Origin of the sequence: Dyella sp. SG609, assembly GCF_012275375.1 — a bacterium.
GTDB lineage: Bacteria > Pseudomonadota > Gammaproteobacteria > Xanthomonadales > Rhodanobacteraceae > Dyella_D > Dyella_D marensis.
The window spans coordinates 133768-146136 of the sequence record NZ_JAAZQJ010000008.1 but is presented as its reverse complement, the minus strand read 5'-3'; the positions used below and the strand labels follow the sequence as shown (position 1 = coordinate 146136).

Sequence of the window (12369 nt, the reverse complement as noted above, 5' to 3'; positions counted from 1 at the left end):
TGGTTCATGGCGCGCCGGAAAGCTGGGTATCGAGCGCCTCGGCCATGGTCGCCAGCGGATAGTTGTGCTCGAGCTGGCGCTGCATTTCGTCGAAGACCGGGGTGGAGATGGTCCAGCCCAGCGGGATCGGATACTCGCCGGGGCACAGCCGGAAATGCCACAGCATGTCGCCCTGCGCCGGGTCGGCCGGGTTCGGATGCAGGCTTTCCAGCAGCCGCGCCCGCGCGTACTCGCCGCGGGCGGTGCGCGTGTCGAGCAGGGCCAGCAATGGCGCCGTGGCTTCGCCGCTGGGTGCGCTGCCCTTGCCGCCGGCTACCTGGACGCCCGAGCAGGCGGTGGTGTACAGCGGCAGCGGATGCGCCGGGTCGTGGCGGTCGACGAAATCGTCCATCTGCGGATCGTTGCTGATGTGCAGCACGATGAAGCGCAGCTCCTGCCCGCGCGCCCTGGCCAGCTCGTGCAGGCGGTGCATCACTTCGCTCAGCGTCACCGCGCCGGAGTTTTCGAAATAGCCGCCATCGACCAGCTGCAGGCGCGACGGCACCGGCGGGGTCACGCCGGCAGGCGGCGCGGTTTCCAGCGTGCCGGCCGGGCTGACGTAGGTGAAGCGCGCGCTGTCGAGCACGGCTTCGCTCAGCGGCACGCGCGGATCCAGCCAGGCGGAGCCGTCGAAGGCGGCGGTCCACGGCTGCACCTGCGGCGTCGCCATCGGCCGGAACGGATGCTGGATAAAGCGCCGCCCCTCGGCCACGGTGGTGCTGTTGAGGAACAGCGCCGGCGTGCCGATGTCCGGACGGCCGTCGGCGGTGCTGTAGAGCGCGGCGAACGGCTGGGCGAACGCCTCCACGCCCTGCTTGCGGCCGGCGTGCTCCCAGGCGCGGGTGAGCGCGCGGGAGCGGTCGTCGAACCAGGCGCCCGGCAGCCAGCGCTGGGTGAAATCGACGAACAGCATGTTGGCCAGGGTCGGGGCGAGGAAATCGTGGTCGAGCAAGCTGCGCGCACGGGTTTCCATGGTGTCCGGGCGGACGCCGGCGGGCTGGCGCAGCAAGGCCGTGTAGGTGGCCAGGCCCAGGCTGCCGCCGGAGACGCCGCTGCCGGCGAACAGGTAGCGCGCCAGCAGCGGCTCGCCCTGCTGCGGATGCCGCGCATCCACCATCGCGGTGAGGCGCGCCAGCACCAGCGCCGTCCACGCCGCGCCGCGGATGCCGCCGCCCTCGGCGGCGGCCACCACCACCGGACAGGACTTGCGGTTGGCGCAGCGCTGGTCGAGCCAGGCGTTGGCGTAGTCGTCGAAGCTCGGGCGGTGGTCCGCCGGTGCGGTTTCGGGATGGCTATGCGTGCTCATGCCGGGGTATTGGCGCACGCGGTGGTTGTCGTTCAGATGCAGCACGTGCAGCAGCGCGCTGAGCGCCAGCAGTCCGGTGAGCAGCGGGAAGCCGCGGCGGTCGGCCAGCATGCAGGCCCAGCCGCCGTTCAAGGCGAGGAAGGCCGCGGCGATCAGCAGGATCGCCAGCGGGCCGATGCCGTCCAGCAGCTCGGGCCGGAACGCGATCAGCACGGTGGCGGCGATATTGGCCAGGATCGACAGCACATACACGCGGCGCGCGGCGCGGCCCAGCATGCCGACGCGCTCGACGCGTTCTTCCTGCGAGGGCAGCGCGCAGACCTTCGCCAGCTTCGGCAGCGCATTGAGCAGGCGGCGGCGCGTCATGAAGAACACGATCAGTCCCAGCGAAACCAGCAGCAGGCCGGCCGCGCGCCACATGCGTCCTTCGCAGTCCTGGGTCATGCCGCAGGGCCCATGCGGCACCCGCACCAGAGCCAGCACGTAGCCCAGCAGCACCAGCAGCGGGATCGACGCGCCCATGATGCGCGGCAGCCAGTTGCGGATGCCGGCGCCGCGGCGGTCCTGCAGCGCGGGCCAGCGCAGATAGATGAGCCGGTAGGCGTTGCGCGCGCCGTACCACACGGCCAGGCCGGCCAGCGCGCTGCTGGCCAGCAGGGCCAGGTAGCGGCCGATGCTGGGGTCGATCCACACCGCGATCAGGAACAGCTCCGCCGCCTGGTCCACGCTGGTCGCCACCACCACTGCGAAGGCGAGGATGCACAGCGACACCCGCAAGGGCTTGAGGTGATCGAGCAGCAAGGCGACCTTGCCGCCGGCGCCGTCGAACAGGCGCTGCAGCCACCCTGCGCGCCGCACATCGGTGGACTTCGCTTCCATGGGCCGTCACCGTGGTGGGATCGGGGCGATCTTACGACGCGTGCGCACGGGGATTGTGCGCGGCGCGGCAAAACCCCGGACCTTCGGCCGACTATGATCCGCGCCGGGGTCGGCGTAGCGTCGCAAGCGTCGCGCCGATCTTTTCGGCGATCTTTTCGGCGATCATTTTCTGGCAAGAACCGAGGTTCCCATGCGCTGGCTCCTGCTGATCGGCACCCTGCTCTCCCTGGCCCTGAGCTTCACCCGCCACAGCGGCGGCGCCATGGGGCTGTGGCTGCTGCTCGGCGTGGTGGGCGCGTTCGCCACCGCGCTGGCCTTCGCCCAGGCGCGCATCGACGCGCATTCGCGCGGCGACACCCTGTCCGAATACGACCTGCAGCGGCTGCGCGACGGCAAGTCGCCGTTCAATCACTGAAAAACGCCGACGCAAGAAAAAACGGCGGCCGCGATGGCCGCCGTTTTCGTGGGTGCCCGCGGATGGACTCAGGCGATGTCCACGTCCTTGGTTTCCTTCAGGAACAGCAGGCCGATAAAGAACGTGCCGATCGCCACGATGATCGGGTACCACAGCCCGTAGTAGATATCGCCCTTCCACGCCACCAGCATGAAGCCGATGGTGGGCACGAAGCCGCCGAACCAGCCGTTGCCGATGTGATACGGCAGGCTCATCGAGGTGTAGCGGATGCGCGTGGGGAACATCTCCACCAGCCAGGCGGCGATCGGGCCGTAGACCATGGTCACGTAGATCACCAGGATCGCCAGCAGGATCACCAGCATGGCGTTGTTGGTCTTGGCGGGGTCGGCCTTGTCCGGATAGCCGGCCGTCTTCAGCGCCTCGCCGACGGTGCCGACGAAGGCCTTGCTCTGCGCGGCGAACGCGGCGCCGTCGAGGCTGCCGCCCTCGAACGAGTCGATGGTGCGGTCGCCGATCTTTACCTGCGCGACCGCGCCGGCGGGCGCCGCTTCGTTGCGGTAGGGAATGCCCTTCTTCGCCAGCGAGGTCTTGGCCACGTCGCAGGAGCTGGTGAATTTGCTCTTGCCGACCGGATCGAACTGGAAGCTGCACGCATTCGGGTCCGCCACCACGGTGACCGGTGCACTGGCGGCGGCGGTCTCGATCGCGGGATTGCCGTAGTGGGTGAGGCCTTTGAAGATCGGGAAGTAGGTGAGCGCGGCGATCAGGCAGCCCGCCAGCACGATGCTCTTGCGGCCGATGCGGTCCGACAGCCAGCCGAAGAACACGAAGAACGGCGTGCCGATGATCAGCGCGCAGGCGATCAGCAGGTTCGCCGTGGCGCCGTCGATCTTCAGGCTCTGGGTGAGGAAGTACAGCGCGTAGAACTGGCCGGTGTACCACACCACCGCCTGGCCGGCGGTGGCGCCGAGCAGGGCGAGGATCACCACTTTGAGGTTCTTCCACTGGCCGAAGGCTTCGGTCAGCGGCGCCTTCGAATGCTTGCCCTCGGCCTTCATCTGCTGGAACACCGGCGATTCCTGCAGCTGCATGCGGATGTACACCGACACCGCCACCAGCACCGAGGAGATCAGGAACGGAATGCGCCAGCCCCAGTCCTCGAACACCTTGTCGCCCAGGCTCATGCGCGTGCCCAGGATCACCAGCAGCGACAGGAACAGGCCGAACGTGGCGGTGATCTGGATGAAGCTGGTGTACAGGCCGCGCTTGCCGTTCGGCGCATGCTCGGCCACATAGGTGGCCGCGCCGCCGTACTCGCCGCCCAGCGCCAGGCCCTGCAGCAGGCGCAGCGCGATCAGCAGCACCGGCGCGATGATGCCCACCGTGCCGTAGCTGGGCAGCACGCCGACCAGGAAGGTGGACAGGCCCATGATGATGATGGTGATCAGGAAGGTGTACTTGCGCCCCACCAGATCGCCCAGCCGCCCGAACACGATGGCGCCGAACGGACGCACCGCGAAGCCCGCGGCGAAGGCCAGCAGCGCGAAGATGAAGGCGCTGGTTTCGTTGAGGCCGGAGAAGAAGTGCTTGCCGATCAGCACGGCCAGCGAGCCGTACAGATAGAAGTCGTACCACTCGAAGACGGTGCCGAGGCTGGAGGCCAGGATCACCCTGCGGTGACCGGTGTCCTTCATCGCGGCGCCTGTTGCGGTCGTAGCCATGTTGCTCCCCATGCGGATGTAGTTGCCGGGCGGGCGGCGCACCCCCGTGCGCCGCCCGTGCGGATCAGAACTTGTAGAGCGCGTTCAGGCTGACCTGGTTGCCGTTGAGCTTTTTGCGGTCGGTGCCGTTGGTGGTGTAGTCGAGCTTGTCGTAGATCCACTCCGCGCCCAGTTCGTAGGCGCCGGCGGCGTACTGCAGGCTCAGCGCGGTCTGCCGGTTGCGCAGGCGCGCATTGGCGAACGGCGCCTTGCCGGCCCAGCGGATCACGTCCTTGTCGTCCGGATTGCTCTGCGCGTAGAACGCGTTGACGCTCCAGTTCTTGGTGAAGTTGTAGCCGACCTGCAGATAGCCGCCCTTGTCCTTGATATCGCCGAACTGCGAGAGGTCGCCGAACACCTGGCCGATGCCCTTGCCGGCATACACCAGGGCCTTGAGGTTCCACGGGCCGGGTTTCCAGTTGCCGCCGAGCTCCCACACCAGGCTGTCGATCTTGTCCTTGATCGGCGTAAGCACGGTGTCGCCCACGCCCTTGAGGTTGACCTGGCTGTAGTGCGCCACGAAGAAGGCCAGCCAGTCCTTGTCCTGCACGTGCAGGCGCGCCTCCACCTGCGGACGGAAACCGGCATTGCCCGCGGTGAGGTAGTTGAGGTTGTCGCCGGGTCCGTTCCAGTTGCCCTCGAACGCGCCCAGGTCCAGGCGCCATTTCGGACCGGAGGTGGAGCTGTGGTTCAACTCCTGCATCCACACCACGCCCGGGAAGCGCCAGCCGATCAGGCCGGTGCCGAAACCCAGCGGAAACGCGATGTGCGACAGCGAGGTGGAAACCATGTCCACCGGGAACAGCAGCTCCCACTGCTGGCCGATGCGCACGGTGCTGCCGGTTTCCGGATTGGTCAGGTCCATATAGGCCTGGCGCAGGCGCGGCACGGGCTGCTGCTCGCTGTAGGGGCCGGTGCCGTTGAAGCCGCCGAAGAAGTCCATTTCGATGCGGCCGCCGCCGGTCCAGTTGTCGGTGAACTTGGCGCCCTTGAAGTCGAGCCAGAAGCGCGTGTTGCGGATGTCCACGCCGCTGAGCGAACCGGATGAGGGCGCGGCGGCGGTCTTGGGAATCGGGTATTCGGCGTTCTGGCCGTTGCCGAACGAGAAGTTCTTGCTCTGGTTGAAGGCGCTGGCGCTGATGAAGCCGTGCAACGCCACGGATACACCCGGCGCGCTGCTGAAGGTTTCCTTCGGCGGCGGCGCGGCGGCCACTTTCTGCGCCACCGCGGTGGCCTCGGCGGCCTGCTGCTGCGCCTGGACCACCTGCTGCTGCTGTTGCTGCTGCTGGGTCTGTTGCTGGCGCAGCATGTCCTTCAGTTCCGCCAGCTCCTGTTCGAGCTGGGACACGCGCGATTCCAGCTGCTGCTCGCGCGTGGCGGTCTTCGGCTTGCTCTTGGCTTGCGGCTCGGCCTGCGCGGCGGCCGGCAGGGCCAGCGCGGCGGCGATGGCCAGCGCAACGGCGGCCCGATGGCCGCCTAGACGTGTAAACACCATGGTCGTGCCTCCCCAGGCTATGGCTCGAGCGAGCTTGGGGATGCTGCAATGCGGCCGCCTATTCCCCATTGGTCGAACCTCGACCAAAGTCGAACCGAGCCCGTCACGTGCGCGTTGCCGGCCTTTCGCTACACTCGCTGGACTCGCCGGCGGCAAAGGGTCTGCCGCGGCCTTCCACATCCCCGCGGGCGCGCGCGCCCGGCCAGCAGGAGCCCTCCATGAGCAAGGTGTACCCCGTCAAGCCCGAGTTCGCCGCCAAGGCCCGCGTCAGCCAGGAGGATTACCAGCGCCTCTACGAAGAATCGGTACGCGATCCGGAGGGCTTCTGGGGCCGCATCGGCGGGCGCCTGGAGTGGAACCGCCAGCCCAGCAAGATCAAGAACGTCTCCTACGATCCGAAGAACCTGCACATCCGCTGGTACGAGGACGGCGAGCTCAATGTCTCGGCCAACTGCCTGGACCGCCATCTGGCCACGCGCGGGGACAAGACCGCGATCATCTTCGAGGGCGACGACCCGAACGAATCGCGCCACATCACCTACCGCGAGCTGCACGCCGAAGTGTGCAAGTTCGCCAACACGCTGAAGAACCTGGGCGTGAGCAAGGGCGACCGCGTCGCCATCTACATGCCGATGATCCCCGAGGCCGCGGTGGCTATGCTGGCCTGCGCGCGCATCGGCGCGGTGCATTCGGTGGTGTTCGGCGGCTTCTCGCCCGACTCGCTGGCCGGCCGCATCGCCGACTCCACCGCCAAGGTGGTGGTGACCGCCGACGAAGGCGTGCGCGGCGGTAAGAAGATTCCACTGAAAGCGAATGTCGACGCGGCGCTGGAGCGCCCCGGCACCAACAGCGTGGAGACCGTGATCGTGGTGCGCCGTACCGGCAGCGCCGTGCCGATGCAGTCGCCGCGCGACCGCTACTACCACGTGCTGATGGACGGCCAGTCCACCGACTGCCCGCCGACGCCGGTGGAAGCGGAACACCCGCTGTTCATCCTGTACACCTCCGGTTCCACCGGCAAGCCCAAGGGCGTGCTGCATACCTCCGGCGGCTACCTGGTGTTCGCCAGCTATACGCACGAACTGGTGTTCGACCTGCGCGAGGACGACGTCTACTGGTGCACCGCCGACGTGGGCTGGGTCACCGGCCACAGCTACGTGGTGTACGGGCCGCTGGCCAACGGCGCCACCACCGTGATGTTCGACGGCGTGCCGAACTATCCGGACACCAGCCGCTTCTGGAACGTGGTGGACAAGCACAAGGTCACCCTGTTCTACACCGCGCCCACCGCGATCCGCGCGCTGATGCGCGAGGGCGAGGCGCCGGTGAAGAAGGCTTCGCGCGCCTCGCTGCGCCTGCTCGGCTCGGTCGGCGAGCCGATCAATCCGGAAGCCTGGGAGTGGTATTACCGCGTGGTCGGCGACGAGCGCTGCCCCATCGTCGACACCTGGTGGCAGACCGAGACCGGCGGCATCCTGATCACTCCGCTGGCCGGCGCCATCGACGCCAAGCCCGGTTCCGCCACCAAGCCGTTCTTCGGCATCAAGCCGGCCATCGTCGACGCCGGCGGTGCGGTGCTGGAAGGCGCCACCGAAGGCAACCTGGTGATCACCGATTCCTGGCCGGGCCAGATGCGCACCGTGTACGGCGACCACCAGCGCTTCGTGGAAACCTATTTCACCGCCTACCCCGGCAACTACTTCACCGGCGACGGCGTGCGCCGCGACGAGGACGGCTACTACTGGATCACCGGCCGCGTCGACGACGTGATCAACGTCAGCGGCCACCGCATCGGCACCGCCGAAGTGGAAAGCGCGCTGGTGGCCCACCCGAAGGTGGCCGAGGCGGCCGTGGTCGGCTGCCCGCACGAGATCAAGGGCCAGGGCATCTACGCCTACGTCACCCTGGTGGCCGGCGAGCAGGGCAGCGACGAGCTGCGCAAGGAGCTGGTGGCCTGGGTGCGCAAGGAGATCGGCCCGATCGCCACGCCGGACTACCTGCAGTGGGCGCCGGGCCTGCCCAAGACGCGCTCGGGCAAGATCATGCGCCGCATCCTGCGCAAGATCGGTGAGAACCAGCCCGACCAGCTCGGCGACATCTCCACCCTGGCCGACCCCAGCGTGGTGAAGAGCCTGGTGGAAGAACGCCTGATCAAATAAGGGAATAGAAAACAGGGAATAGAGAATTGGCCAAGACCCTTCGAGACCCTACCCCTATTCCCTATTCTCCATTCCCTGTTCCCATACCATGTCCGATGTCCTGATCGCCGACGATCACCCGCTGTTCCGCGACGCCCTGCAGCGCGCGGTGCTCGGCGCCCTGCCCGAGGCCAGCGTGCACTGCGCCGACAGCGTGCACAGCCTGCTGGCCCTGGTGGAGCAGTACCCGGAAGCGGAATTGCTGCTGCTGGACCTGCATATGCCCGGCGCACGCGGCTATTCCGCGCTGGCGCATATCCGCGGACAGTTTCCCGGCCTGCCGACCATCGTGGTGTCCGGCCATGAAGAGGCCCAGGTGGCGCGGCGCGCGCTGGCGCATGGGGCTTCCGCCTACATTCCGAAATCCAGCTCGGGCGAGCAGATCGTGCAGGCCATCCGCACCGTACTCGACGGCGACGTGTGGCTGCCGCATTCCCTGCTCGGCGACGCCAGCAGCGCGCTGAAAGACGACGAAGCCGAGATCGCCACGCGCGTGGCGTCGCTGACGCCGCAGCAGTTCCGCGTGCTGACCATGATCGCCGAGGGGCTGCTCAACAAGCAGATCGCCTACGACCTGGGCGTGTCCGAAGCGACGGTGAAGGCGCATATGACGGCGATCATGCGCAAGCTCGGGGTCAACAACCGCACCCAGGTGGCATTGGCGGCGAGCCAGCTCGCGGTGGAGCCGGGTTCGATGCAGCAGGCGCTGCCCGGCGACGAGGTCTAGTCTTTACGCGCTGACCTTGCGCACGCGCGCGCTGAGCAAGGCGCGCAAGGCCGCCGGACGCACCGGCTTGTGCAGCAAGGGATAGCCGAGCAGTCGCGCACGCTGTTTCAGTTCACTGCTGCCGTCGGCGGTAATCATCGCCACCGGCGGCAGGTCGCCCAGCGTGCCGCGCAGGTACTGCAGGGCCTGCAGGCCGTTCATGTCTTCGGCCAGATGGTAGTCGGCGAGAATCATGTCGATGCCGCCGCCGCGCAGCTGCTGTTCGGCCTGCTGCACGTCGAGCGCGACGCGGCAGTCCACGCCCCAGCGCGTGAGCAGGGCGCGCATGCCGTCGAGAATGGACGAGTCGTTGTCCAGGCACAGTACCGTCAGCGGCAGGCGCTCGACCGCCATGGCCGGCTGCGTGACGGTGCGGCGGCGCGGCGGCAGCGTATGCACGCGCGGCACGGCGACGGCGAAGCGGCTGCCGTGGTCAACGCGGGAGGAGAGCTCCAGGCGATGGTCGAGGATGTGGGCGATGCGGTCGCAGATCGACAGGCCCAGTCCCAGGCCTTTCTCGCCCCACGGCGAGGGACGGTCCAGCCGCTGGAACTCGTCGAAGATGCGCGCACGCTGTTCCTCGGCGATGCCAGGGCCCGTATCCCACACCTCGATGCGAACTTCGCCGCCGGTGCGCCGCGCGCCGAGCAGCACGCCGCCGCTGCGGGTGTAGCGCAGCGCATTGGAAATGAAGTTCTGCAGGATGCGGCGCAGCAGCTGGGGATCGCTGCGCACGGCCAGCCGCGTCGGCACGATGCGCAGCTGCAGGCCGCGCTGTTCCGCGATCACCGCGAACTGCGCCTTCAGCGAATCGAACAGATCGGCCAGGGCGAAGCTGCCGACGTCGGGGCGATAGCTGCCGGCATCCAGGCGCGACGTGTCGAGCAAAGCATCGAGCAGATCTTCGGCGGAGCGGAACGAGGCGTCGATGCGCTCGGCGAGCTGCGCGGCATCCTGATCGAGGCCCGGATGCTGGCGCAGCGCCGAGGTGAACAGCCGCGCGGCGTTCAGCGGCTGCAGCAGGTCGTGGCTGGCGGCGGCGAGGAAACGGGTCTTGGAAGCGTTGGCCGCTTCCGCCTCGCGGCGCGCGAGCGCGGTAGCGGCCAGCGCTTCGCTCAGTTCCGCGGTGCGCTGGCCGACGCGCTGCTCCAGCGTTTCGTTGACGTCGATCAACGCCTGCTCGGCCTGCTTGTAGGCGGTGACGTCCGTATAGGTGGTGACGTAGCCGCCGCCTGGCAACGCTCGGCCGCGCATCTCGATCACGGTGCCGTCGGAGCGCACGCGCTGGAACAGATGCGGTATGCCGGCGCGCATGTAAGCGATGCGCTTGGTCACGTGTTCCTCGACTTCGCCCGGGCCCAGCTCGCCGTGCTCGGCGTTCCAGCGGATCAGGTCCGCCACCGGCACGCCGACGTAGACCATGCCGTCGGGATAGTCGAACAGCTCCAGGTAGCGCCGGTTCCATGCCACCAGCCGCATGCCCGCGTCGACCACGCTGATGCCCTGCGATACGTTTTCCAAGGTGGTGGAGAGCAGCTCGCGGTTGAAGCGCAGTTCCTGCGAGGCTTCGTCCATCAAGGCCATGGCTTCGGCGATGTCCAGGCCGGAGCCGGACAGCGCGCCCATCAGGATGCGACGCGCGCTGGCCGCGCCGACCGCCGCCGCGAGCAGACGCTCGGTGTACTGGATCAGCGCGCGATCGGCCGATTCGCTCGGCGCCAGCGGACGGCCGCGGCGTTCGCCGTATTCCTCGAACGCGCGCTGGCTGCTGCGTTCGCCGACGATACGTTCGGCGATGGTGCGCAGGTCCGCCACCGCTACACGGCCGCGCCAGTCGCCGACGCTGCCGCGGTCCACCGCATAGGGTTCGATAAACATCGCCGCGTGCAGGCGCTCCTCCAGGCTGGGGCGGAAGCGCAGCGAGATAAACACCAGGCAGCCTACGTTGGCCAGCAGCGACCAGAACGTGCCGTGCATCACCGGGTCCCAGCCGTTGAGATGAAACAGCGCCTGCGGCTGCAGCCAGCTGAGGCCCAGCGGGCCTTGCTGCAGCCAGCTTGCATTGGGATTGGTGGCCGGAATCAGCAAGGTGTAGATCCACACGCCGAAGCCGGCGAGCAGACCGGTCGCCACGCCGCGGCGGCTGGCGCCGCGCCAATACAGCGCCGACACGATCGCCGGCGCGAACTGCGCGACCGCGGCGAAGGCCAGCAGGCCGGTCGCCGCCAGATTCGCGGCATCCGCCGCCACGCGGTAATACAGGTACGCCATGCAGGCGAGTCCGACGATGGCGATGCGCCGCACCAGCAGCACGAGCTGGGACAGGTCGCTGCGCTGCTCCAGCTGCAACCGGCGGATACGCAGCAGCGCCGGCATCACCAGGTCGTTGCTGATCATGGTCGACAGCGCGACCGACGAGACGATCACCATGCCGGTGGCCGCGGAGAAGCCGCCGATAAAGGCGAGCAGCGCCATGCCGCGGTCGCCGTGGGCCAGCGGCAGGTTCAGCACCCAGGCGTCGGCGATGCCGTGGCTCACCATCGGCAGGCGCAGGCCGGCGGCGACGATGGGGATCACCGCCACGCTGACGATCAGCATGTAGAGCGGGAACATCCAGCGTGCCCGATAGAGATCGTTCGGGTCTTCGCACTCCACCACGCCGATCTGGAACTGGCGCGGCAGGCAGAACATGGCGCAGAAGGCCAGCAAGGTCTGCGCGAGAAAGCCGGGCGAGATGCCGTCGGCGAACTGCTGTACCGGAAGCGCGACGGTGGCTTCGAGTCCCGGTCCGCGCCACAGCGCGTAGACCGCCAGCGCGGCGAAGGCGGCTAGTTTGATCAGCGATTCCAGCGCGATGGCCAGCATCATGCCGTGATGGTGTTCGGTGGCGTCGATGGTGCGCGTGCCGAACAGGATGGCGAAGGTGGCCAGCAGGATCGCGCACCATAGGGCACTGTCCCCGAACTGCGAGGCGCCGCCGCCGAGCGCGGCGTACGACATCGACACCGCTTTGAACTGCAGGGCCAGGTAGGGAACGATGGCGATCACCGCGATCAACGCTACCGTCGCGGCCAGCGCGTGCGACTTGCCGAAACGCGCGCCGATGAAGTCGGCGATCGAAGTGATGTTGCGCTGGCGCGCGATGAGCGCAAGCCGGCGCATCAGGCCGAAGCCGCACACGAACAGCAGCGCCGGGCCCAGGTAAATGGGCAGATAGCCCAGCCCTTCGCGCGCCGCCGTACCGACGGCGCCATAGAACGTCCACGACGAGCAGTAGACCGCGAGGGCCAGGCTGTAGACGATCGGGCGCAGCTTCGGCTGGCGCGGATACAGCGGCCGGCGATCGCCGGCATAAGCCACCACGAACAGCAGGCCCACATAGAGCAGCGACGCAAGCAGCAGCAGCCAGCCGGCGATCAAGGACAGTTCTCCCGTCAAAGGCCTTTACGCGCGTTCGCTGCGCCTGCAAGCGGGCGGCCAGGAGCCGGTGGCCGCTTGTTCGATCCGTGCC

At 68.1% G+C, this 12369-nt stretch carries 7 protein-coding genes; 3 read left to right on the top strand and 4 right to left on the bottom strand.

Annotated elements, in window-relative coordinates:
* Nucleotides 1–4 precede the first annotated feature (4 nt).
* A complete protein-coding gene (locus tag FHW85_RS15325) occupies nucleotides 5–2224 on the bottom strand; it encodes a hypothetical protein (RefSeq protein ID WP_168648834.1) in 2220 nt (739 codons plus the stop codon).
* Between the two features lie 190 nt (nucleotides 2225–2414).
* Here FHW85_RS15325 and FHW85_RS15320 point away from each other — a divergent pair, with 190 nt between their 5' ends.
* Nucleotides 2415–2639, top strand: a complete 225-nt coding sequence (locus FHW85_RS15320; protein ID WP_167252855.1) for a hypothetical protein — start codon at nucleotides 2415–2417, stop codon at nucleotides 2637–2639.
* A 68-nt stretch (nucleotides 2640–2707) separates the two neighbouring features.
* Here FHW85_RS15320 and FHW85_RS15315 read toward each other — a convergent pair whose 3' ends face one another.
* The gene (locus FHW85_RS15315; protein WP_168648833.1) at nucleotides 2708–4360 is read right to left on the bottom strand and encodes an MFS transporter; all 1653 of its coding nucleotides are present in this window, start codon (nucleotides 4358–4360) and stop codon (nucleotides 2708–2710) included.
* A 64-nt stretch (nucleotides 4361–4424) separates the two neighbouring features.
* Nucleotides 4425–5894 carry a porin gene (locus FHW85_RS15310; RefSeq protein WP_167252857.1) on the bottom strand — a complete coding sequence of 490 codons (1470 nt, stop codon included), beginning with the start codon at nucleotides 5892–5894 and terminating at the stop codon, nucleotides 4425–4427.
* A 218-nt stretch (nucleotides 5895–6112) separates the two neighbouring features.
* On the opposite strand from FHW85_RS15310, the gene acs reads away from it, so the two are divergent.
* Nucleotides 6113–8053 (top strand): acetate--CoA ligase, encoded by a 1941-nt coding sequence (gene acs, locus FHW85_RS15305; protein WP_167252858.1) that lies wholly within the window; start codon nucleotides 6113–6115, stop codon nucleotides 8051–8053.
* An 88-nt stretch (nucleotides 8054–8141) separates the two neighbouring features.
* A complete protein-coding gene (locus tag FHW85_RS15300) occupies nucleotides 8142–8819 on the top strand; it encodes a response regulator transcription factor (RefSeq protein ID WP_167252859.1) in 678 nt (225 codons plus the stop codon).
* A 3-nt stretch (nucleotides 8820–8822) separates the two neighbouring features.
* Here the strand turns inward: FHW85_RS15300 and FHW85_RS15295 are convergent, their stop codons facing one another.
* Complete coding sequence (locus tag FHW85_RS15295) at nucleotides 8823–12278, bottom strand: PAS domain-containing hybrid sensor histidine kinase/response regulator (RefSeq protein WP_210427817.1); 3456 nt, start codon at nucleotides 12276–12278, stop codon at nucleotides 8823–8825.
* Nucleotides 12279–12369 lie beyond the last annotated feature (91 nt).

Coding starts and splice junctions, on each gene's coding strand:
- FHW85_RS15300 (WP_167252859.1), top strand. CDS start 8,142: ATGTCCGATGTCCTGATCGCCGACGATCACCCGCTGTTCCGCGACGCC.
- acs (WP_167252858.1), top strand. CDS start 6,113: ATGAGCAAGGTGTACCCCGTCAAGCCCGAGTTCGCCGCCAAGGCCCGC.
- FHW85_RS15310 (WP_167252857.1), bottom strand. CDS start 5,894: ATGGTGTTTACACGTCTAGGCGGCCATCGGGCCGCCGTTGCGCTGGCC.
- FHW85_RS15325 (WP_168648834.1), bottom strand. CDS start 2,224: ATGGAAGCGAAGTCCACCGATGTGCGGCGCGCAGGGTGGCTGCAGCGC.
- FHW85_RS15320 (WP_167252855.1), top strand. CDS start 2,415: ATGCGCTGGCTCCTGCTGATCGGCACCCTGCTCTCCCTGGCCCTGAGC.
- FHW85_RS15315 (WP_168648833.1), bottom strand. CDS start 4,360: ATGGCTACGACCGCAACAGGCGCCGCGATGAAGGACACCGGTCACCGC.